This is a genomic window from Cellvibrio sp. GW822-FHT04B05 (genome assembly GCF_058800985.1).
The window spans coordinates 636,107-660,310 of the sequence record NZ_JBXAMU010000001.1; the positions used below are offsets into that span (position 1 = coordinate 636,107).

Genomic DNA, 24,204 nt, shown 5'->3' on the forward strand with positions numbered 1-24,204 from the left:
GCAACTATGATGATTATGTCGTGCCCCTCAAAAACTAAAGATTATTCAATCGCAGTGATTGAGTGGCTCCCAAATGATTTAAATCGTTTTTTCAGGCGCGATTCAAATCCGGTCATATAAGAGAAGACAACCGGTACAACCAATAAGCTCAATGCCGTTGAGGTAATTAATCCGCCGATAACGGCAATCGCCATTGGCTGGCGGAAGCTGGCATCGCCACCAAATCCCAGTGCCAGCGGCAGCATCCCTGCAATCATCGCCACGCTCGTCATGAGTACCGGGCGTGCACGTTTTCCCGATGCTTCAAGAATCGCGGCATTTTTGGATTCATGCGGTTGCTGCAAGGAAATGATGGCGAAATCTACCAGTAATATAGAGTTTTTTGTCACAATTCCCAGCAGCATGACCAAGCCAATCAAAGCGGGTAAACCTAATTCCGCGCCGGCAAGCAGTAGCGCCACAAATGCACCGCCAACGGATAATGGAACGGCAGATAAAATCGTAATGGGTTGCAGCCAGTCTTTAAACAATAGCACGAGTACTGCGTACACGCAGAAGACACCGGTAATCAGGGCGATAATAAAACCCATGAACAAATCCACCATAATTTCTGCGTCGCCGCCTTCCATAAAACGAACGGATGACGGTAGTGATTGCATGCCAGGTAATTTTTTCGCATCGTCCAGTGCGGTACCTAACGAATGACCGCCGAGGTCAGCTGAGATTGAAACTTGTTGTTGGCGATCAATGCGCAAAATTTGTGAAGGCGCACTGCGCAACTCGATTGTTGCCACACTTTTTAACGGTATCAATCCGTCATTGGAACGAACCCGCAAATTCGCGATGGTATCGACATCAGTGCGCATTTCTGGCGGTAGCATTACCCGAATACCCAGTTGGCGTTGATCCAGATTTAGCTTCGGTAAAATATGATCGTAGTCACCCGCCAGGGCAATGCGCAATGTCTCGCCAATCGCCTGGGTTGAAACACCGCGCTCACTGGCCTGAATACTATCGGGGATTACTTGTATTTCCTGCTGCTCCAAACTGGCAGTGGATGTCACTCCGCTTAAGTAGCCCAAATTGCGAATTTCTTTTTCAATGGCGCGAGCGCTGGTCGCCAGTGCGAGCGAATCATCGCCGGTCAGTAAAATTTGAAACTTCTCCCCTGGGCCACCGGCCCCGGCGGAATATTTAATGCCTGCAATTGATTCCAACTCTGCACGAATATTTTTTTCAATTTCAGTTTGTTTAGGGCGCGATTTTGCGAATACTACCATCAAAGTTGCTTTGCGCACTTCGCCCGGTGACATGCTACCGCCGCCACCGTTTGCTGTCGCAGTACCGACAGTGGTAAATATCTGCGCAACACCGGGTAGATGTTTAATTGCATTGCGGACTTCTTCTGCTTTTTGCCGGGTTGTAACAAGGCTACTGCCCGGTGGTGTTTCAATCTGGACGTAAGTCATCCCTTCATCGGATGCAGGGATAAAACCCGCCGGTAAAAATGCAACGAGGCTGATTGAAAGAATAAAAAATATTGTCCCTGCAGCAAGCGTTGTTTTGCGATGCAACAAACACCAATTTGCTGCTTTGAGATAAAGCGGTAAAAATTTGCCTTCCTTTTCCTCATGATCAATGGGTTTCAGTAAAAACACCGCCGTCATGGGCGTGATAATACGTGCAACCAATAGTGAAATAAGTACAGCGATAACCAGTGTCCAGCCAAATTGTTTGAATACCAGGCCGGGAATGCCACTCATCATTGCAGTAGGCAAAAACACGACGACCAATGTTGCTGTTGTAGCGATAACTGCCAGTGCAATTTCATTCACTGCATCAATCGTAGCCTGTTTGATGGATTTTCCCATGCGTTGGTGCCGCGCGATATTTTCAACTTCCACGATAGCGTCATCGACTAAAACACCGACGACCACGGCCATTGCCAATAAGGTAATGGTGTTGATGGAAAATCCTGCCCAGGACATGAATGCAAAAGTTGGGATAATTGATAGGGGTAATGCAATAGCACCGATCAAGGTTGCGCGCCAATCGCGTAAAAAGAAAAAGATCACGAGTACGGCGAGAATTGCACCTTCGTAAAGCATATTCATCGAGCCTTCGTATTGCTCCAGAATTTTTGGCACACTGGAGCGAATCAAATGGAAGGACACGTCAGGATTTTGGGCGGCTAATTCTTTTAACACTACATCGATATCAGCAGCCAATCGCGTTTCATCAAAACCTTTGGAGCGCAAAACCTGAAAGCCTATGGCGGCTTCGCCGTCGAGCAACGCAGATTGCGTGCGTTCGGCATTGGTGTCGATCACTTGCGCCACTTGTCCTAAACGCAGTGTTTGACCATTCGCTAATGAAATTGGCAACTGTTCCAATTCACCGACGGTTTTCATGGTGTTGATGGTGCGCACACCTTGCTCTGATCCACCCAGTTGGCTACGACCTCCGGAATTTTCCTGTTGTATTTCTTTAATCGTTTTCGATAAATCCGTAGCAGTAACACCAAGAGCGTTCAGCTTTAACGGATCAACCAGTACTTGTATTTCGCGGCTAACACCGCCGAGCCGGGTGAATTTCCCAACGCCGCGCACTGACATGATTTTTTTGCCGAGTGTGTTATCCACGTACCAGGACAGTTCTTCCTCCGATAAGTGAGGTGCGGATACCGCATAGGTAACGGTGGGGTTATCTGCACCCAGTTCGACTTTGCTGACTTGTGGCTCGAGTAAATCCGGCGGCAAATCGCTGCGAATAGTATCGAGTGCATCTTTAACATCAGCGACGGCATCGGACAGGTTTTTTTCCAGATCAAACTCAACCACCATTGACACATTGCCGCGCGAAATAGTTGTGTGTGTATGGCGCAGCAATTGTAAATTCGCGAGTGCATCTTCCGCTTTGCGCGCAACTTCCGTTTCGAGTTGTGCGGGAGCAGCACCCGGTTGGTTCAATGAAATATTAACCATCGGCAAATCCATATCGGGGAAATCTTGTACGTTGAGTTTATGGAATCCCCATAATCCCGCGAAGGTCAATAAAATAAAAATCAGTATGGCAGCGCTGGGATTGCGCAGTGACCAGGTTGCAAAATTCATTGGTTGGCTCCGCTGGTTTTTGCAGATTTCACCGCGATTTTATCGCCGTCATTTAAAAAACCTGCACCTTCCAATACCACAACGTCGCCCACGTTAATACCTGACAGAATTTCAATTTCTTGCCCCAACCGGCGACCCAGGGTAACGAGCACTTGTTCTGCGGTATTGTTTTTTACGCGAAAGATCCATGTTTTACCGTCTTTAATCACCAATGTATCTGCAGGCAGCATGATCGCTTGCGCATTGCCAACCATAATTTTTCCGGCAGCATAAGTGTTTACTGCCACATCCGGTGCTCCATCCAACACTACGCGGACTTTTGCCAAGCGTGAACTGCTGGTGAGTTGCGGCGAAACACTGCGGATTTTTCCTGTCAGGGTTTTGTTGTTCGCCAGATTGATTTGTGCCAGCATCGCGGGTTTTACGCGGTCGAGATCGGCTGCATCAATCTGCACAACCCATTCGAGTTTGTGTTGGCGTAACAAACGAAACAGTGCTTCGCCGGAGCCCGGCACTTTGCCTGATTCAATGTTGCGTTCAAGAATTTTTCCATCATCAGGTGCGATGACGGTGGCATCAGTCAGTTTGATTTGAGCGAGGGTCACGGCCGCCGCTGCTTGATCGCGCGTTGCCGTTGCGCTGGCGGCCTGGGTAGAGACTTGTTCAAATTCTTGTTCGCTCAACGTTTGTTTTATTTTGAGTTGTTCGAAACGTTTTAAATTGTTGGCTGCAAGTTGCAGGTTGGATTCCGCGAGCGCGAGATTCGCTTTTGCCTGTGCTAATTCTGCTTTCAGTAAACGATCATCAAAGTGCGCCAGCACTTGACCTTTACGAACGCTATCGCCTTCCACTACCGTGATTTCTGTAGCACCTATGCCATTGGTTTTTGCACTGATAATCGCAACTTCCCATGGCAATACTTCGCCTTGGGCGGGAATGGATACCGTCCAATCCGCCGTTTTGGCTACTGCGGTGGTGATTTGGGTGCGCGGTGCTTTATCTCCGTTCTTTTCTGCGTTTGCAGCAAAAACGAAAGGTGCAGCAGTCATCAGTAGCAAACCGATGACCACAATAATATTCAGGACAAGATACTTGCACTTGCATTCATCCTGCTGGTCGTAATTTGATAAAAACATGTGGATTATTCCGGAAAATTTAAAGTGGTTTCAGGTTATCGGTGAGGTATTGGAATGCAGAGTCAATCACCAGCCGCACCCGCGCTTCGGACTCGGCAGTGTTTTGTTGTAAATTAATTAGCGCTGCGCCTATGACGATGGCACGCATTGTGTGGAGCACACTCTCGTCAACTTGCCACCCCGCCTGCTTAATCAGCTCGCGCATTTTTTGTCGCGTATCCATGTCAGTTTCAACGAACCAGGTGGTGAGCGATGGATCATCATCGGCCGCTACCGTGAGTGCCAGCATCAGGCGTGGAAAGGTTTTGTTTGTAGCAAAGTGAATCATTAATTCTTTTAACGACGCGAGCGTTAGCGGCACAGTGATGGGGCCAAAGCGCGATTCCGCCATGCGCCTTTTGCTTTCATCGACCACGGCGGTAAGCAGGTCCATGCGCTTGGGGAAGTGATAGGTAAGCAGGCCCTGTCTGATGCCCGCGACTTCAGCAACGCGGGTCTGTGTAAGCGCGGGGAATCCCTCCTGCAAGAGTACCTCCAGGGCGGCATTCAGTATTTTTTCTTTGGTTTTCACCGGGTTCTACCCTTGATAAAAAGTGGCCATTTAAAAATTTAGGTAAAAATACCAAAATTTGGTAAAAATACCAAATTTATTTTGAGTGGGGGAAATAAGCTTTTTGAGGGGAAAGTTATGGTTGAAAGAATCTGGTATGGCGGATTACCGAGCAGGCAACAGAGGCTATGGTGGCTATGTGGAATTGACGCCGTCATCGCAAACCGGTGATCAGCAATATGATGATCTTCTGGTCGATTTCCGATGAGGGCTATTTTTTCTGAAACTTATGGGGCTGTATGTTTTATTGCGGAGCACCTTCTCCCGGCAACATTACCATCCAGGCAATACCAAATTGATCGGTAACCTGACCGTAGAGCGGTGACCAGAATGTTTTTGCCAGCGGCATATTAACCTTGCCGCCTATCGCCAGTGCATTAAATGCCTTATGTGCTTCCGCTGCTGTTTGTACGGTTAATGACAGGCTGAATCCGCTAAAACTGGTGGCATCGTCGCAGCCATCGGAAGCGTAAATATTGGCATCGCCGAGAGTAAAGTCAGCATGCATGATTTTATTTTCAAACCCTTCTTGCAGCATACCTTCGGGAACCGGATCGGGGCTTTCATTAAAGCGCAGCATAAAATTAACGCGCGCGCTCAAATGTTCCTGATAAAAATTCAATGCTTCTTCGCAACGGCCGGAGAAGAATAAATAATTATTCACCTTGGCTTTACGCATAGCGATAGTCTGGCGCATAGCCTCTTCATGCGCGGCTTCTTTGCCATCCGGATCTATCTCGGCAAAATCTTCCATGGTGTAAAAAGTACGGATTTCGATATCGGAATCTTCTTCCATCGGGTTAGGACATTTTTTTACCCACTCGATCGCTTCCTCCAGTGAGTTCACATTCCAAATCCAATAGCCGGCAATAATTTCATTGGTTTCGGTGAACGGGCCGGTGGTCACTACACGTTTGCTGCCGCTGAATCTCACTCGCACACCTTGGCTGCTCGGTTTTAGTCCATCACCGGATTCCATAATGCCGGCATTCACTAATTCTTCATTGAATTTACCCATCGCCGTCAACAGCGCTTCACTCGGCATTTTGCCTGCTTCGGAACTGGGTGATGCTTTAACCATTACCATGACTTTCATGTTTATATCTCCTGTATAGACCATTGTTTTGGGTGGATTTTTTGTTGCTGCTACCCAATAGTCGAACCTGCTTCCACTAAATCGACAATGGAGAAAAATATTTATCCAGTATCATTTTTGATTTGCACTATCGCGCTGCCAGCCGTTTCATTAACGGCTTGTTGTGCAAATATTGATGCCTGGGTTGCGGGCAGGCTGATAGCCAAAGTTACGCCCGCTGCATAATCAACCTGTAATATATTGCCTTGGTATTGATTTGCCAGATGACGGATTTTGGCTTCGTGGGCAAACCCGACGGTAATTTTAATATCGATACTCGGTACTACTTGTGTCAGCTCCGCACAATTCACCGCCGCTGAAACTGCTCCGGAGTAGGCCCGTACCAAACCTCCCGCCCCTAATTTGATGCCGCCAAAATAGCGCACCACTACAGCGAGAGAATTGCCCAGAGCGCGCTCGGTTAATACATGCAGCATTGGTTTTCCTGCAGTGCCTGAAGGTTCACCTGCATCGCTGAACGCCTGGGTTTTTGGCTGCCGCGTATTGCCGATCACATAAGCCCAACACACATGGTTGGCGTCGGTATAACGTTGTCGATAATGATCAACATATGCCATCGCTTCTTCGCGCGATGTAACGGGATGCAGAAAAGTTAAAAAGTCGCTGTTTTTTTCCTCCGTAATGGCTTCGACAGCAGCGGCGAGGATAGTGTAGCTACGCATGGTAAAATAAACCTTGGAGTGCTGGATGATTTTTTCGGAAGCCTGTCTGTGCGTTAGCGCATATTGGTTATCCCGAAGCAGGTTTTGTTGGCATTTAATCGGCGTTTGAATGCGTCGATGGTAGCGATTATTTTATCTGGATTGTAGCAAAAACATTTTAAAATCTTAGTGATTTACCTGAACTTGTCTTTCTTGACCGGCACTGGTTTTGTCAATATAGTCTCGGTTCCCCAATGTCCCAGGCTTACTACTATTCATTCCTTGCGGTAGTTCAGCAATTGTCCATACAACATGCCATGCAATACGGCCCGCTGCGTCTCAAGGAGCATGCAGAATGAGTGCATCTCCATTGATCGATATCCTGCTGATTGATTCGGAATCGACCGGGCTTTCATTCCTTCGCACTGCGCTAGCACCATTGAATCTGAATCTTGTGCATGCGCATTCATACGATGCTGCCCGCTACAATATTCTCGCGACCGATTTTGCCGTTATCATTTTTAATCTACAGGCACCGATAACAAGTGCATTGGAGTTTGCGCAATTCATCCGTACGGGCACACCTTCACCATCGACACCGATTATTTTTCTCGATCGTTCTCCCACGACAGATTTTCCAATGGATGAAGTCTACGCGCTCGGTTCGGTTGAGTATGTCGTACTCCCTGTCTCACCTATTGTGTTGCGCTCGAAGATTAAAGTGTTTATCGATTTATACAATGCTGCCGAAGTGGAAGAGAAAATCCGGGCCAGTGAAGAGCGCTATAGAACACTATTCAATTCAATCGATGAAGGTTTCTGTACTATCGAAATGCTGTTTGATGGACAGGGGCGGCCGTTCGATTATCGCTTTCTGCAAGCGAACGCGGTGTTCGAAGCGCAAACCGGGTTACATGATGTAATAGGGAAAACGGCTAATGAGCTGGTTCCCAATCTTGAGCCGTATTGGTACGAACGGTATGGCAGTGTTGCAATGACGGGTGAGCCAATACGATTTGTGCTGGATGCGCCCAGTATGAATCGTTGGTTTGATGTTTATGCATTTCGCGTTGGTAGCGATGGCAGTCCTTTTGTGGCCATCTTGTTTAAAGATATCAGTGCGCAAAAAATGTCTGAGCTTGAGCGCGAGCATTTGCTCAGGCAGGTCCAGGCAGCGCATGCGCAAATGACTGATATTTTCCAGAAAGCACCGGCTTTTATGTGTACCTTGCATGGCCCGCAACATATATTTGAAAACGTAAACGAAAACTATTACCAGCTTATCGGCGAGCGGGATGTAGTGGGAAAACCGATTGGTGAAGGTTTGCCGGAAATAGTCGAGCAGGGATATGTACGGATTTTGGATGACGTATACCGAACCGGAAATTCGTTTGTCGGAAAAGATGTGCATGTAATGCTGCAGCGACAGGTAGATGGTCCGCAAGAAGAGCGTGTATTGGATTTTGTCTATTTACCGCTAAAAAATGCCGATGAAAAGATCTACGGGGTTTTGGTACACGGTATCGATAGCACCGAGCGTAATCGCGCCGAAGATGGTTTACGGAAACTTGCCACCGAGCTTTCACAATCCAACCAACACAAAACCGAATTCCTTGCAATTCTCGCGCACGAACTGCGCAATCCGCTAGCACCGATTCGCAATGGTTTGGAAATGCTTCGATTGATTGGTGATGACCCGGCAGCATTTAGCAAAGTGCGCGATATGATGCAACGACAAGTGGATCAGATGGTTCACCTGATTGACGATCTTTTGGATATTGCACGCATCAGCAATGGCAAATTGGAGCTTAAAAAAGAGCGCGTTGCCTTGAGTAAGATTGTTGGGCATGCGATTGAAACCAGCATGCCGATTATTAATGTCAACCAGCATGTATTAACTGTCGATGCACCGGAGCAAGCAATTTTTCTTGATGCTGACCAGATGCGTTTATCGCAAGTGCTCGGCAACCTCCTGACCAATGCAGCCAAGTACACGCCGACCGGCGGACGCATCACTCTCTCAGTACGACTGTGCAAGAGCGATCTGGTTATCGCAGTTACTGATAATGGCATAGGAATTCCTGCTGAATCCTTGCCGACAATCTTTGCGATGTTTACGCAGGTCGGGCTCAACATGAGCAGGGCGCAGGGTGGGTTGGGCATCGGCCTTTCACTGGTTGACCGACTTGTTGCTATGCATGGCGGAACTGTAACTGTGCAAAGCGAGGGCGTTGGTAAAGGCAGTACATTTACTGTGCGTTTACCCGCTATTATTTGTAGCGAGGCAGATCAGCCAGGAACGGGCTTGGACGTGCCGCTGGCGCATACAGCATGCAACAGAATCCTACGCATTTTAGTAGCCGATGATAATGTCGATGCGGCTGAATCCCTCGTTAAATTATTCCAATTAATGGGGCATGAAACCTGCGTTGCCCACGACGGGATTGAAGCTTTCCATGCTGCACAACGTTTTATACCGGATATTGCTTTTCTTGATATAGGCATGCCGGGAATGAATGGTAATGAAGTTGCTGCAGCTGTTAAAAAAGAGCACGGAATTGAGCATATCGTTCTTGTTGCCTTAACCGGTTGGGGGGCTGAGCATGATCGTGCTGAATCAAGGGATGCCGGTTTTGATCATCACATGACCAAGCCAATGGATATTGAAATCGTTAAGAAACTGCTAACAGAAATTGAGTAAAAAGAAGTGGTACGCTCGTAATAAGCATAGGCATTAATAATCTAAATCCTGCCTGTAGAATATGATTAACTGTGCCCACTGTTTACCACAACATTTGAGGAGCTAAGCGTGGCCGTGAACAAATTGATAAAATTCTTTGCTGCATCACTGGGTTTATCTTTGGCATTTTCTGCTACTGCTGCACAGGAAATCCTGAATACATCATACGATGTATCGCGTGAACTGTTTGTCACCATCAATCCAAAATTCCAGCAGTATTGGAAGGAAAAAACCGGTGAAGATATCAGCATACAACAATCCCATGCCGGATCCTCTGCGCAAGCTGCCGCAATCCTGCAAGGCTTAAAAGCCGATGTAGTTACCTTCAACCAATCTACTGATATTGATGTGCTGCACCAGAAAGGAAAGTTTGTCAGCCCTGATTGGCGAAATAAATTCCCCAACAATGCCTCACCATTCTATTCCACTACCGCTTTTTTAGTGCGTAAAGGCAATCCCAAAAATATTAAAGACTGGGATGATCTTGCCCGCGCTGATGTGAAGCTGGTATTCCCCAACCCAAAAACGTCGGGCAATGCGCGCTACACATATCTCGCTGCCTGGATCTACGCTAACAATGCATTCAATGGCGATGAGAAAAAAATAAAGGATTTCGTCAGCAAAGTGTTGGGCAATGTAGTGGTGTTTGATACTGGCGGTCGCGGTGCTACCACTTCTTTTGTAGATCGTGCCCAAGGTGATGTGCTCCTGACCTTTGAATCAGAAGTAAATTTGATTCGCAAAGAGTACGGCACTGACAAATACGAGACTGTTGTACCCAGGATCAGTGTATTGGCAGAGTTTCCTGTGGCCGTAGTGGAATCAGTGGTAAAAGCCAAGGGTACTGAAAAAGTAGCGACCGAATATCTGAATTATTTATATTCACCTGCGGCACAAGATGTATTGGCCAGCTTCTTTTATCGCATCCATGATGATAAGGTAAAGGCCGCTTACACCAAGCAATTCCCCGAGTTGCAACTGGTTTCCGTCGAATCGGTATTTGGTTCATGGAAAGATATTAATGACAAGCACTTTGCCACCGGTGGCATCCTCGATCAATTGTTGCGTCAAGCCAAAAAATAATTGGCTGATTGTTAGGGGCTGCTCATAAGTGGCGGCTTTAACCATTGGTTGTGACAATCAAAATTATGATTAAGTGCTTGTGACAAAGAAATCCTTACGTGTACTCCCCGGATTTACGCTCAGTCTTGGACTGGGCGTATTTTATTTAAGCCTTGTGGTTTTGCTGCCCGCAATTACCCTGGTATTGCAGTCCTTACAGATTAGCTGGGATGAATTTGTTTTTTACATTACCGATCCGCGTCTGCTGTCGAGTTTTCGCGTCACCTTTATGGCCGCAGGCATAGCAACAGTTTTGAATTTATTCCTCGGTTTGCTACTCGCCTGGATTCTGGTGCGCTACCAATTCCCCGGTAAGAAACTGGTTGATACCTTGATCGATTTACCTTTCGCCCTCCCCACTGCCGTTGCCGGTTTAACTCTCTCTGCGTTGTTTGCCCAAAATGGTTGGGTAGGTCAGTTGTTGGTGCCCTTTGATATCAAAATTTCCTACACTTTCTTAGGCATCATTTTGGCGATGGTGTTTACCAGTATTCCGTTTGTTGTACGTACATTACAACCCGTACTGGAAGATCTATCACCGGAATTTGAAGAGGCCGCTGAAACACTCGGTGCAAACAAACGGCAGATTTTCTTGCGTATTATCCTGCCGCATATCACTCCTGCATTAATGATTGGCGTGGCTCTATCTTTTGTGCGCAGCCTGGGTGAATTTGGTGCGGTAATTTTTATCGCGGGCAATATGCCCTACGAGACAGAAGTCGTGTCGCTGATGATCTTTACCTATATCGGTGAATATAATTATCCCGCAGCAGCGGCAGTGGCGATGTTGATTTTAATTACCTCGCTGCTGCTGCTGCTGGCAGTTCAGCTGCTGCAAAATTATTACGGCAAGCGGCATACCAGGGGTTGACTATGCAGACGTATATCGCGCAAAAACCAAAAAATCTTGGCAAAGTTTTAATCGGCTTGGGACTATTTTTTGTATTCCTGCTGCTGATATTGCCGCTTACGCTGATTTTTGTCTCCGCGTTTCGCGGCGGTTGGGAATTGTTTACCAGCAACTTGCTCGACAAAGATATGCTCGCTGCAATTCGCCTGACCCTCTGGGTTGCACTGTTAACCGTCCCGGTAAATTTAGTATTCGGCACCTTGATTGCGTGGTGCGTTACCAAATTCCAATTTGCCGGCAGAAAATTATTAATCGCATTTATTGATGCGCCCTATGCAATTTCACCTGTGGTTGCAGGGCTGTGTTATTTATTGCTGTACGGCAACCAAAGTTGGCTTGGCGGTTGGCTGGATAGTCAGGGCATCCAGGTTATTTTTGCCTGGCCGGTCATTGTGTTAGTCACTATTTTTGTCACTAGCCCTTATGTGGCACGCGAATTGATTCCGTTAATGGAAGCGCAAGGTTCCGAGGAAGAGGAGGCCGCGATGGTATTAGGCGCGAGCGGCTTACGGATGTTTTTACGCGTGACCTTGCCCAATATCAAATGGGCATTGCTTTACGGTACTGTGTTAACTACTGCGCGCGCGGTGGGGGAATTCGGCTCAGTAGCGGTAGTCTCGGGTGCAATTCGCGGTCACACCAACACCTTGCCTTTACATGTGCAATTGCTGCAACAGGACTACAACAGTGTCGGCGCGTTTACCGCAGCCTTACTGCTGGCATCTATTGCTTTACTGACCTTAATCCTAAAAACAATTTTTGAGTATTTTCAAAACAGGAAATTATCGGGTTCTATCCATTAATTAGCATCCGCTACTGTAGTGCAAATTGTCCTTTAAAAATTACGTTATTTAACTGCATTCGCTTGCTCCATCCCGCCTCCATTATTTTCCTGCCTGGCTGTTCCATACCTTGGCTTCTAATTTGCTTTGCTTCTTACAGGGGGCGGGCAATGCCCTGTTAGCAGCGGTTGCTCGCCTAAAAGTACATTTTTATTGAAATCCTGAGTTTCAGGATTGTAAGGACTACATATGCCATCATTTAATGTATTTGAAAACCGTACAGCAGGTATTTTGTTACATCCCACATCGCTACCTGATTCGGAAACTTGTTGGGGTGATGATCGACCACATGCCTTTGGTACTTTAGGCAAAGAGGCTGTTAATTTTATCGATTTTATTGCGGCCGCAGGTTTGCGGATATGGCAAGTATTGCCGTTAGTTCCAACGGAAGATAATTTGTCACCCTATCAATCTTATTCAGTACATGCGGGCAACCCGGATTTGATCAGTGTTGACGACCTGGTAAAGCGTGGCTGGATTGATCAAGGTTGTGTTCAGTTGCAAGAGAAAAATCGACAGGGATTGGCAGCATTGCGCCGCAATTGTATGCATTCATTTTATCAATATATTAACGCTGATTCCGGCGTGGCAACACGAAAGCAATTTGACAACTTCTGTGCAGCAGAAGCGTCCTGGTTAAACGATTTTGCATTGTTTTCCGCGTTAAGGAATAAGTTCGATGGCAGCAGCTGGGTGGATTGGCCAGTTGAATTGCGTAAACGCGACCCCGCTGCACTTGAGCAGCAGAAAAGCGAGTTGCAGGACGATATTCATTGCGTGTACTTCGAGCAATTTTCCTTCTTCAGCCAATGGCTTGATTTAAAACATTATGCCAATCAAAAAGGGATTTCTATTTTGGGTGATATCCCCATTTTTGTTGGGCATAACAGTGCAGATGTCTGGGCCGAACCGAAGTATTTTTCACTGGATGAAAGTGGTCAGGCGCTTACCGTAGCAGGCGTGCCCCCTGATACTTTTTCAGAATCCGGCCAGCGCTGGGGGAACCCTCATTACAAATGGGATGTTATGGAGAAGGACGGTTTTCAATGGTGGTTAGCCCGATTTGGTACGCAAAAAAAATTATTTGATCTTATTCGTATCGATCACTTTCGCGGTTTTCATTCGGTCTATGAAATCCCCGGTGATAAACCAGACGCACGGGAAGGAAAATGGATTAATACACCCGGTGATGCATTACTGCAAGCCTGCTTTGATCGTTATCCGGATTTGAAATTGGTGGCAGAAAACTTGGGCACCATAACGCAAGAAATTGAATGTTTACGGTTGAAATTTAATCTTCCGGGAATGTTGGTGCTGCACTTCGCATTTGAGAGCGATGATAATCCACTCCAGCTCCATCATCATACGGAACATAACATTGTCTACACCGGCACCCACGATAACGATACGACAGTTGGCTGGTTTAATGAGTTAAGCGATGAAGAGCGCAAACGATTTGAGGATTATGATTTTCATGCAGAGGATTCAATGCCGTGGTTTTTGATTGATATGGCGTTGGCATCCGTAGCGAAACTGGCGATTATCCCCATGCAGGATTTCCTGGCACTCGATAGCAATAGCCGGATGAATATGCCCGGCACGCCCGACAAAAATTGGCGCTGGCGTTTTAGTTGGAATCAAGTGGATACCGGTTTGGCGGAGACAATTAAGAAAAGGCTGATAACCTATCAACGCTGCACCGAATAGAATTATCGACCTGCTCAATCACGCAATATTGTTGAGTAGGTCGTCCGCATGCCGTAATTCTTTATCAATTCCCAATAAGCTGGATAACTGACGCGCATCCTGCGGTGCCCACAATTTATCGGTATTATCGAAATAGCAAAAAACGTCAAGCGATTCATTAAGCTTGCTCCTTTTTGCTATCAGTTTGGCATCCCGCGGTTGTACACCTTTGCTCCAGGATTTAATCCGCTTATACCAACGTTCAATCGCCTCTTTGGAGTAGCCACTGTTATACAACTCAGTATCGCCATGTAAGCGCATATACACAAAATCACTGGTAATGTCTTCCGCATAAGGCCAACGGCCGGCCGTGTCAGCGATTACAAAGGCGATGTGGTATTTTCGCAGCAGCTCAATAAAAGTGTCGTTAATAAAAGTCTCATTGCGGATTTCCACGGCATGACGAAGTTTTGCAGTGCGTTTGGTATTGTCAGGTAATTTAAAATCGAGGTGATATTTGCGTGTACTCATTTCTGCATCGGAAAAGGTAGCAGGAAGTAACGTTAAAAATTCATGAAACTGTTCTTCATTAAATTTAAAGCTGGGTGGAAATTGCCACAAAATTGCCCCCAGTTTTTCCTTCAATTCAAAGATGCCTGAAGCAAAAAAATTGGCGATAGGTTCCTCAACATCATTTAAGCGGCGAATATGGGTAATATAACGCGGGGCTTTGACGCTAAACATAAAGATATCCGGCGTATCCGCATACCAACTGGCATACCGCTCCGGCGTTTGTAATGCATAAAAAGATCCATTGATCTCAATGCTATTCACCGACCGCGATGCAAAATACAACTCCTTTTTTTGTACCAATCCCTTTGGATAAAAATTATTTCGCCATGGCGCATAACGCCACCCTGAGATACCAATATGGAATTTGCTCATAGTTCGGTCTCCTTCACTTTTACATCCATATGATTAAACTACTCAACAAAGTGGTCAATGGTTTATTGACCTATTGAGGTTAGAAAGGATTCCATATCTTATCGCCATCTCATTTATCTCGCTGTACCCATATTTTCGCCACCGTAATCGACACAACTTGCTAGCACAGCTCCTCCTCCCAGCAGACTTAATCGAAAAATTATTCGGCGCATGTTACCGCGCAACGCTAAACTCATTAATGCTATCTTTACGCCATGGTCTATTCTTTAAAGACTTTGAACTTCTATTGAGGAATACTAGTGAAAACCCCGTCTTTTCCTCCCGGTGAAAATGAACGTATTGCCGCCCTGCATGCTGCCCGTATTTTGGATACCTCTCCTGAAGAAATCTTTGATCGAATAACAAGGCTTGTAGCACATACTTTGAAAGTACCTATCGCTTTGATCTCGTTAGTTGATGAAAACAGGCAATGGTTCAAATCGAAAATTGGACTTGATGTTGCTGAAACGCCTCGAGATATTTCATTTTGTGGCCACGCGCTATTAGGGCAGGACGCGTTTATAGTAACCGACACATTAGAAGACGGCAGATTTATTGATAACCCTCTTGTTTCCGGATTTCCTAAAATACGCTTTTATGCAGGAATTCCTTTACGTTCTGTAGATGGTCATGCATTCGGAACCTTATGTTCTATTGATCACATCCCGCGTCACCTTACGGATACAGAATTGTCAGTACTGCATGACTTGGCGGCGATTGCAGAAGAACTGATTCAGCAGCGACAATTGGCCTTCACCACCCAAGAACTATTGTCATCGTTGCGAGAAAGGGAAGAACGTTATCGCCATCTAATCGAGCAATCACCTGATGCCTTTTTTATTCAGGAAGAAGGAATTATAAAATTTGCTAATGCGGCAGCCCTTCGACTCCTGAATGCTAATAGCGAGCATGAGTTACTTGATCGTCCCATACTTTCTGTTGTCCCGCCTGAATATTTAGATGTAGTCAGGGAGCGAATTAGATGTGCAAATGAAGGAAATGATAATCCTGCGCTTGAACTCGAGTGGATCCGCTTGGATGGGGCTCGCATTTCAGTTGAGGCGAGTAGTATTCCCTTTATGGTTGGGAGTAGGCGAGCTGTGCAAGTAATTGCCAGGGATATTAGCGAGCGCAAACGCACGGAGCATGAGCTGGTGAGGCTTGCTACTACCGATTTCTTAACCGGGTTGCCCAATCGTACGTTGCTCATGGATCGGTTGAATCAAGGGGTTTTTCGCTGGCAACGGCAACAGCAAAAAGCAGTAATTGTGTTTTTGGGGTTGGATCATTTTAAACAAATTAATGATAGGTTTGGTAATAGCGTGGGGGATGAAATATTAAAAACAATTTCAAAAAATATGCGAACCTGGCTGCGTCAAAGCGATACCGCCGCTCGAATTGGCGGGGATGAGTTTGTGTTGGTGCTTGAAGATATAGAGAATGATATCTTTCCACCAAAAATCTTGTTAAGAATACTTGAGCATATTTCTAATCCAATTTTAATTGGTTCTCAGGAAGTTACTGTCGCTGCAAGTATCGGTTTTTGCTGCTATCCAGAAGATGGTACGAATGCCGATGCACTATTGAATGCAGCGACTGCTGCAATGTATAGAGCGAAGCATTTGGGGCGCGCGAACATTCAGCAATATGTATCTGACATGCGCGTACAGGCGAATGAGCGATTCGTGCTCGAAAGCCAGTTAAGAGTAGCAATAGAGCGTAATGAAATGATGCTGCATTATCAGCCAAAAGTTGATTTACTTACTGGACGAATTGTCGGGGTGGAAGCATTGATTCGCTGGCGACATCCTCAGAGGGGGATTGTTTCTCCTGCCCAATTTATCCCTGTGGCTGAACAAACCGGTCTAATCATACCCATTGGTGAATGGATAATAAATACTGCATGCCAACAGATAAATTCTTGGAAAAGCATTGGTTTGACTGACATATCAATTGCTATCAATTTATCTGGCTTACAATTTTTGCAGCAAAATATTATTTCGTTTGTACGCCGCTCCATCGAGGAGGCTAACATTGATCCTGGGCTGCTGGAGTTTGAATTGACAGAGAGTATGTCAATGGGGGACCCGGAGAAAAGCATTGCTATTATGCGTGAATTTAAGGCGCTTGGTGTTGGATTAAGTATTGATGATTTTGGTACTGGTTATTCTAATCTAAGCCATTTAAAGCGCTTTCCTCTCGATAAGCTTAAGATTGATAAATCATTTATTGCAGACATGACCTCCAGCTCTGAGGCTCTTGCCATAGTGAGGGCCATCATTGCTATGGCACATAGCCTCCACTTACTGGTAATCGCTGAAGGTGTTGAAAGTGATACCCAGCTGGCTTTATTGAGGATGAAACACTGTGATCAAATTCAGGGCTTCTACTTTAGTAAACCGCTTCCTGAAGATGAATGTACGTCTTTTATATTGTCAAAACGCTAAATTAACATGGTGATGTTTCGCCAGAGTAGCGGTTGGAAGTAACTGTTAAATAATTTTATTGAGGTGAGAGATAATGACATGCTGATTACTGGGTACACCCTGTGCCTCAACAATGGCTATAACAAATCTTTTAAGCGGTAGTACCACATTCCTAATAGTAACAATGGCTTTCGGGTGATTTCTCCCCCTGGAAATTTTTGATGTTTCAAACGGCCAAATATATCAAATTTTTCAGACTCGCCTGCGATTGCCTCCGCGACTAGTCTTCCGGCCATTCCGGTTAGTGCCACACCATGCCCGGAAAAACCCTGCAAGTAATAAATATTATCTCCAAGACGGCCAAAATTGGGGGCTTTGTTTCTCGTCAGATCGACGAAACCACCCCACGAATACCGAATGGATAAATCCTCAAGTTGTGGAAAAACCGCCAGCATTCGATTGCGCATCCGTACAATTAAATCCTTTGGGGTGGTTGCTGAATAGTTTTCCCCAGCGCCAAATATAAAGCGATTGTCGTTACTCACTCTGAAATAATCGAGCACATAATTATTATCCGATACTGCAGCACGGTGGCGAATAAGGGTTTTTGCTCGCGATTCCTGCATAGGCTCTGTTGCTACAATATAAGTTCCAACTGGAACTATTCGCTCGACTAACTCAGGTGCAATATGCCCATACTCGCTTATATAAACATTTCCTGCTAAAACTAAAGTCCGACAGCGTACCTCTCCTTGCCCAGTTTTGATGATTGGATTGGTGCGTCGTTCAATTTTATAAACCGCTGAATTTTCATAAATTGCTACTCCCATTTCTCGCGCAGCTTTGGCGAGACCAAGGCAATATTTCAACGGATGCAGATGACCAGATCTGGCGTCATAGACTCCTGATTTAAATCGTGAACTTTCAATCCAACTATTGATTTCATTAGGACCAATCCACTGTAAAGGGTAACTGTATTTTTGAGTTACGTTTTCATACCAAGCGCGCAGCATTTTTGTTTTTCGGGAATTGACCGCCAAATTCATATAGCCGGGAGTGTATTCACATTCGATACCGTGTTGGAGAATTCGCTCCTGTAATAGATCAAGGGCGTCTACCGAAATATTCCACGCTCTACGCGCATCTTCCGGAGAGCATTGCTTTTCAATGGCCGCTTCGCCGTCTGCACCAAAGCCGACAATAACCTCGCCGCCATTTCTACCTGATGCCCCCCAGCCAATACGTTGTGCCTCCAAAACGGTAACGCTATAGCCGCGTTTGCGCAATTCAATTGCCGCAGACAAACCTGCGTATCCAGCACCAATAACGCAAATGTCCGTATCTATACGGTCAGCGAGTGACGAGGATACATCAGGACGCAATACGCTTGCTTCGTAGTACGATTTTTCAATTACGCTGAGTTCCTGATCTAAGAGCATAGAATTAGCCTGAATAGTGGGGATTTGATTCCTTAATTACTCTCTGAGTAATTATTCACATTATCTTTTGAATGGGTCTGTGTTATATCCCACGCAAATCTGTTCTGTATGACAACGAACAGTCATGTTATTCATAAATCCATAAATTTATTGTGGTAAAAACGTAGCTTTGATTTTTCATTCACTGTCATCAGACGGTTTGGATACTACGGAAGCCATATGTTGATTAATAGCCGCGACGGGAAGAGCTTATGAATGATTCAGTCCTTCATGCTTCATTAAAAGGCAATCTGGTTATTTTGGGTTTTGGAAGTATTGGACAGGCGACCTTACCCCTGCTATTACGCCATATTGAAATTGAGAAAGCTGCTATCACAATAATCTCGGCGTCGAATGATATCGACGGTGTTGCCGCTGATTTAGGCGTAAATTTTCTAATAAAGGCTATAGACGAAAATAATTATGTTTCGCTATTGGATGAGTATTTAGGTGAGCACGATTTCTTACTTAATTTGTCGGTGAATGTTTCCAGCATTGCCCTTGTGAATTACTGTTGGGAGCGAAATGTTTTATATTTGGACACCTGTATTGAACCTTGGCCTGGCAGCTATACCGATCCGAAAACCCCTTTGGCAGAACGCACCAATTATAAATTGCGCGAAGATTTTCTCTCTTTTCGAAAAGAAAAACCTGTGGGACCGACAGCGGTTGTGACCCAGGGCGCGAATCCCGGTATGGCTTCTATTTTTGTAAAACAAGCATTGATCAATATGGCATTGGCTAATGGAATTGCTGTGTATGAAACCGGCGGTGAAAATAATTGGGCAATGCTGGCCAAGAAACTTGGAATTAAAGTAATTCATATCTCCGAACGTGACACTCAAGTATCGAGTCAACGGAAAAAAAGAGACGAATTTGTAAATACCTGGTCAGTCGAGGGTTTTATTTCCGAGGGTCTTCAGCCCAGCGAACTTGGATGGGGTACACATGAAAAACAATTACCGGACGGCGCCAAGACTCACAATTACGGATCAAAGGCAGCAATCTATTTAAATCAACCCGGTGCAGGTACCAAAGTTCGTAGTTGGACTCCCTTGGAGGGGCCTTACCATGGCTTCCTTATTACACATGGAGAATCAATTTCGATTGCTGATCATTTGACATTGCATGAAGGCAGCGAAGTTATTTATCGTCCTACTGTCCATTATGCCTATCATCCATGCGACGATGCCATACTTTCTCTCCATGAATTTGCGGGTAAAAACTGGCAGCAACAAAGCGATAACCGAATAATGCGTGATGATATCGTTGAGGGAATGGATGAACTCGGCGTCCTGTTACTAGGCAACAAAATGGGTGCTTATTGGTTCGGATCACGTCTTTCCATTGAACAGGCAAGAGAGGCAGCACCTTATAACACTGCAACGAGTTTGCAGGTTGTGGCAGGCATTTTGGGTGGTATGGTGTGGGCACTACACAATCCTGCATCTGGAGCCGTGGAGCCTGATGATCTCGATCACGAACTCATACTGAAAATAGCAACTCCCTATTTAGGGCATGTAGTAGGTGTCTATAGTGATTGGAGCCCCATAAAAAAACGATGTGACTTATTTGATGAAAATATAGATGTGGATGATCCTTGGCAGTTCAAAAATTTTTTCGTTAGTTAGTGTGTTTGAATATTGGATTAAAACTTCATTGTTGATTTGCGTTGTTAGGAAAGAGATAAGTAAATAAGATAAAGTATCGCTAAAACCCGATTAGCAATTCCTCAAAATTTTTAATCAGGCTTTGTAGTTTCTGGATAAGTATTTATGTGGCTGTGCTGTTGCATCAAGTAAGGTGTTTTCTGCAAATTGCTCATTATCCCTAATCATATTTAATAACGAACTACGCCTATCAGCTTTGCGAGAAACATCCTGGAAATAGTTTGTAGATCTACAATCATTGATTGGCATCAATACAGTTATTTAATGGATAAATTTAACCGGTTCGGCTATTGCCAGAATTTTTCCTCATATTGTTTTAGTGTGCATTAGAGCTGACTGAATAATCGTAAATTTAATAGGATTAGGCCCAGAACGTCTAAAAACCCGCAGAAATGCGTTTTTTATGCTTTTTGTCCTGATGTCCAGTAGGCTTTATCATAGTGTCGGTTTAGAGCAGGATGCGCGGGGAGATATGATGGCCACTAACTTCTTGAATTAGCTAAATTTCAGGCATAAAAAAAGACGTCCTGGGACGTCTTTAGTTTTGAAGTTGGTGGAGCCGGGGGGATTTGAACCCCCGTCCGCCAGCACTCCATCCTCGGCTCTACATGTTTAGAACCGCCTATTGATTTAACGAATTACAGCCCAGCGGGCGGGACGTAAAACGCGATCCTGATAAGGTTTAGCTGATCCACCCCAGGCAGGCTTCACTGCGATCCAGTTCTATATGACGGGCGTTAACGCGGTACTGGCACCTTGTTAAAGACCGCTAGCGGCGAACCACTAGGTAGTGCTTTCAAAAGCTGCTTACGCAGCTAATTGGGCACCGTAGTTGTCATCATTGGCAACTGTAAGTTTGCAGCTTTGGATTTACGTGATTGGCTACCCTCACGACATGCACCTAAGACTTTGTCACCAGCGTCGAATCCAAATCGACCCCAATCGCTGAACTTGATGGGCTGTTCTTGCGAACTTCCCGTCGTCAAACCAGCGAGTGGCGGCATTCTACTATCAATCCCCGCTTAGCGGTAGGGATCAATCGTTTCAATGCTGCCATCCGCCTTGTGAGTAAGTGGGGCCATTTTCACGGAACGCAAGTGGGTGATGCCCTTTGATAACACCGAATCATGATAAAACAGGTACCACTGGCCCTGATATTCCGCAATTGAGTGATGGGTGGTCCAGCCGATTACCGGGGTGAGGATTTGCCCTTGGTAGGTAAATGGCCCATAGGGATTATCGCCGGTGGCGTAACACAAAAAGTGGGTGTTGCCGGTGGAGTAGGAGAAATAGTACTGGCCGTTGTATTTGTGTACCCATGAGGCTTCAAAGAAGCGACGGTCGTGGTCGCCCGCCAACAGCGGTTGGCCGTTTTCATCGAGGATCCGGATTTCACGTGGCGCTTCGGCGAACTCTTTCATATCGGCGGTAAGGCGTGCGACGATTGGGCCGAGTGCTGGCTCGTTGTCGGCGGGTTCGCCACGGTTTGCGTCATATTGGTTGTTGCGATAATTCTGCAACTGGCCGCCCCAAATTCCGCCGTAGTACATATAGTACTCGCTATCATTGTCTTCAAATACCGCCGGGTCGATAGAGTAACTGCCTCTGATCGCCTCGGGTTCGGCAGTGAACGGGCCGATGGGGGAATCGCCCACAGCGACGCCGATCTGGAAAATATTGTCGGCGCGTTTTGCCGGGAAATATAAATAATATTTGCCGTCTTTGTGCGCTGCATCCGGTGCCCACATTTGACGCTTGGCCCAAGCGACATCTTTTACATGCAGGGCAACGCCATTGTCGACAGCAGGGCTGTCGGGCGAGTCCAGCGAAATTACGTGATAGTCCTCCATCCCGAAATGATCGCCGTTGTCGTTAAACGGAATGCCCGCTTCGATATCGTGTGAGGGATAAATATAAATCTTGCCATTGAAAACATGCGCCGATGGATCGGCGGTGTAAATGTGTTCAACCAGCGGTTGGGAAATCGCGCGTGCCTTTAAATCGGCGATGACTTCGGGGGCCAGGGTTTCTTCAGCAGCCATAACAACGTCTCACTCTCAATTTCAAAAATAGCGAATTCAATAATCTTTCGCTGGGAAAATTATTTGCCTGCCGCTTTGCGACGCTCATTCAAATCAGCTTCGATTTGAGACTCCAGCTTTTTGTTGATTGGATAAAAGAACATCAACACACAGATCGCAAAAAAAGGAATTGAAGCGTACAGGCTGACAATAAGTTTAATTCCTGCGATTGTTTCATCAGCTTGAAGTGCTAATCCACGTTGATAGCCATAACTGGCGAGCAAACCTACAAGAACACTCGAACCAATCGTCAAGCCACCTTTTAAACCCAAAATCATGGCTGAAAAGATAATGGCTGTGGCGCGGCGGAAATTTTTCCATTCGGAGAAATCAGCTACATCGGCAATCATTGCCCATAGCAATGGGATGGTTATGCCATAAGTAAAACCGTGCAGGATTTGTGAAGTGAACATTAAACCTATAGCGTCTTTCGGGATGACAAAAAATATCAAAATAAAGAGGGTGGAAATAAATAATCCTATTCCAAATGTATTGCGTTTACCGAAACGGTCAGCCAGAGGTTTGGACAAACCAATTCCGACGATCATCATCAATATGCCTGCGCCATTAAATAATCCAAAGGCAGATGCATCAGGTTCCGTAGGCCATTTGAAATTTGGCCAAACGTTTTGAATATTGGCAATCATTTGAGTGAAGCCAATAGTGTCGAAGAATTGTGTCAGGGCCTGGGTATCGGCATAGTATTTAAAGTAGTAAACGTAAGCTCCCCCCTTCAGTGCAAGTGTGACAAACAACAGCACCACAGAAACTAACATCACTGTCCAAGGCCAGTTGTGCAGCAAGTCTGCAATATCCTGCTTGATAGAGTTATCGGATTTTTCCGGTTGCATTCTTTCTTTGGTCGTCAGGAAGGTGATCACGAAGCAAATGACACTGGCGATAGCAAAAAACTGCATCACTTTTTCGAAACCGACAGCCTCATCACCATCGCCCAATACTAATACCAGTGGACGCAACAAGGCTTGAATAATAAATTGTGCAACCATCACCGCCACAAAACGATAACTGGATAGGCTGTTGCGTTCAGCCATATTTCCTGTCAGGACACCACTCAACGCTGAGTAGGGCAGGTTGTTGGCTGTGTAAAGAGACATAAGCAGCAGTAGTGTGGTGAAGGCATAAATAATCTTGCCTGATTCACCGAGATTGGGAGTGCTGAAGGTTAGGAAAATCAAAACTGCAAAAGGTACAGATGAGAACAATATCCAGGGGCGGTAGCTACCCCAACGGGTCCGGGTTCGATCGGCCAAAATACCAATAATTGGGGCTAAAAACACGCCGCCAAGTAAACCACAGGTGCCGATTACCCATTGAGCTTTATCGGGAGCCAAGCCGTAAACATCGGTGTAGTAATAGGCAATAAAGGTAACAAATGTCTGAAATACCAGGTTGGCGGCGAGGTCGCCCAGGCTATAGCCGACTTTCTCTACGACGGAGAGTTTATGCGTGGTTTGATTCATTGTTGTGACTTCTTATAGGTGTAATGGGGTTGTCCAATCAGCATAGCAGTCCGTGCCGATCAATCACCCTGTACCGCAGATATTGGGAACTCGTGTACAAGTCGGCGTTAGGATCGCGCAAAGCAATC

Annotated in this window: 16 protein-coding genes and 1 other RNA gene; 7 read left to right on the top strand and 10 right to left on the bottom strand. The window is 45.8% G+C overall.

Going from position 1 to position 24,204, the window contains the following annotated elements; genetic code table 11:
• Positions 1-41: 41 nt before the first annotated feature.
• The 5 genes from AC1RJL_RS02580 to AC1RJL_RS02600 all read right to left on the bottom strand — a co-directional run bounded on the left by AC1RJL_RS02580 (position 42) and on the right by AC1RJL_RS02600 (position 6,677).
• A complete protein-coding gene (locus tag AC1RJL_RS02580) occupies positions 42-3,113 on the bottom strand; it encodes an efflux RND transporter permease subunit (protein ID WP_492911186.1) in 3,072 nt (1,023 codons plus the stop codon).
• Positions 3,110-4,249 (bottom strand): efflux RND transporter periplasmic adaptor subunit, encoded by a 1,140-nt coding sequence (locus tag AC1RJL_RS02585; protein WP_492911187.1) that lies wholly within the window; start codon positions 4,247-4,249, stop codon positions 3,110-3,112. The genes AC1RJL_RS02580 and AC1RJL_RS02585 overlap by 4 nt, the downstream gene beginning before the upstream one ends.
• A 19-nt stretch (positions 4,250-4,268) precedes the next feature.
• Positions 4,269-4,820, bottom strand: a complete 552-nt coding sequence (locus AC1RJL_RS02590) for a TetR/AcrR family transcriptional regulator (protein ID WP_492911188.1) — start codon at positions 4,818-4,820, stop codon at positions 4,269-4,271.
• 283 nt (positions 4,821-5,103) lie between these two features.
• The gene (locus AC1RJL_RS02595) at positions 5,104-5,955 is read right to left on the bottom strand and encodes a YciI family protein (RefSeq protein ID WP_492911189.1); all 852 of its coding nucleotides are present in this window, start codon (positions 5,953-5,955) and stop codon (positions 5,104-5,106) included.
• A gap of 101 nt (positions 5,956-6,056) precedes the next feature.
• Entirely contained in the window at positions 6,057-6,677 is a 621-nt protein-coding gene (locus AC1RJL_RS02600; protein ID WP_492911190.1) for a YigZ family protein, read from the bottom strand.
• 334 nt (positions 6,678-7,011) lie between these two features.
• On the opposite strand from AC1RJL_RS02600, the gene AC1RJL_RS02605 reads away from it, so the two are divergent.
• The 5 genes from AC1RJL_RS02605 (at position 7,012) to malQ (ending at position 13,977) form a co-directional block, all read left to right on the top strand.
• Positions 7,012-9,357, top strand: a complete 2,346-nt coding sequence (locus AC1RJL_RS02605; RefSeq protein ID WP_492911191.1) for a hybrid sensor histidine kinase/response regulator — start codon at positions 7,012-7,014, stop codon at positions 9,355-9,357.
• 108 nt (positions 9,358-9,465) lie between these two features.
• On the top strand, positions 9,466-10,479 hold the full coding sequence (gene cysP, locus AC1RJL_RS02610; protein WP_492911192.1) for a thiosulfate ABC transporter substrate-binding protein CysP: 1,014 nt from the start codon (positions 9,466-9,468) through the stop codon (positions 10,477-10,479).
• 79 nt (positions 10,480-10,558) lie between these two features.
• The gene (cysT, locus tag AC1RJL_RS02615; protein ID WP_492911193.1) at positions 10,559-11,389 is read left to right on the top strand and encodes a sulfate ABC transporter permease subunit CysT; all 831 of its coding nucleotides are present in this window, start codon (positions 10,559-10,561) and stop codon (positions 11,387-11,389) included.
• Between the two features lie 2 nt (positions 11,390-11,391).
• A complete protein-coding gene (gene cysW, locus AC1RJL_RS02620; RefSeq protein ID WP_492911194.1) occupies positions 11,392-12,231 on the top strand; it encodes a sulfate ABC transporter permease subunit CysW in 840 nt (279 codons plus the stop codon).
• Positions 12,232-12,459: 228 nt separating this feature from the next.
• Positions 12,460-13,977 carry a 4-alpha-glucanotransferase gene (gene malQ / locus AC1RJL_RS02625; RefSeq protein WP_492911195.1) on the top strand — a complete coding sequence of 506 codons (1,518 nt, stop codon included), beginning with the start codon at positions 12,460-12,462 and terminating at the stop codon, positions 13,975-13,977.
• Positions 13,978-13,995: 18 nt separating this feature from the next.
• Here malQ and AC1RJL_RS02630 read toward each other — a convergent pair whose 3' ends face one another.
• Complete coding sequence (locus AC1RJL_RS02630) at positions 13,996-14,901, bottom strand: DUF72 domain-containing protein (RefSeq protein ID WP_492911196.1); 906 nt, start codon at positions 14,899-14,901, stop codon at positions 13,996-13,998.
• 299 nt (positions 14,902-15,200) lie between these two features.
• Here AC1RJL_RS02630 and AC1RJL_RS02635 point away from each other — a divergent pair, with 299 nt between their 5' ends.
• On the top strand, positions 15,201-17,387 hold the full coding sequence (locus AC1RJL_RS02635; protein ID WP_492911197.1) for a putative bifunctional diguanylate cyclase/phosphodiesterase: 2,187 nt from the start codon (positions 15,201-15,203) through the stop codon (positions 17,385-17,387).
• A gap of 116 nt (positions 17,388-17,503) precedes the next feature.
• Here AC1RJL_RS02635 and AC1RJL_RS02640 read toward each other — a convergent pair whose 3' ends face one another.
• Entirely contained in the window at positions 17,504-18,805 is a 1,302-nt protein-coding gene (locus AC1RJL_RS02640) for an NAD(P)/FAD-dependent oxidoreductase (RefSeq protein WP_492911198.1), read from the bottom strand.
• Between the two features lie 251 nt (positions 18,806-19,056).
• Between AC1RJL_RS02640 and AC1RJL_RS02645 the strand changes: the two genes are divergently transcribed.
• Positions 19,057-20,475, top strand: a complete 1,419-nt coding sequence (locus AC1RJL_RS02645) for a homospermidine synthase (protein WP_492911199.1) — start codon at positions 19,057-19,059, stop codon at positions 20,473-20,475.
• Between the two features lie 590 nt (positions 20,476-21,065).
• Here the strand turns inward: AC1RJL_RS02645 and ssrA are convergent.
• From ssrA to AC1RJL_RS02660, 3 genes are all read right to left on the bottom strand, one after another.
• Positions 21,066-21,454, bottom strand: a transfer-messenger RNA (tmRNA) gene (ssrA, locus tag AC1RJL_RS02650).
• 82 nt (positions 21,455-21,536) lie between these two features.
• Entirely contained in the window at positions 21,537-22,556 is a 1,020-nt protein-coding gene (locus tag AC1RJL_RS02655) for a glycoside hydrolase family 43 protein (protein WP_492911200.1), read from the bottom strand.
• Positions 22,557-22,615: 59 nt separating this feature from the next.
• On the bottom strand, positions 22,616-24,076 hold the full coding sequence (locus tag AC1RJL_RS02660; protein WP_492911201.1) for an MFS transporter: 1,461 nt from the start codon (positions 24,074-24,076) through the stop codon (positions 22,616-22,618).
• Positions 24,077-24,204 lie beyond the last annotated feature (128 nt).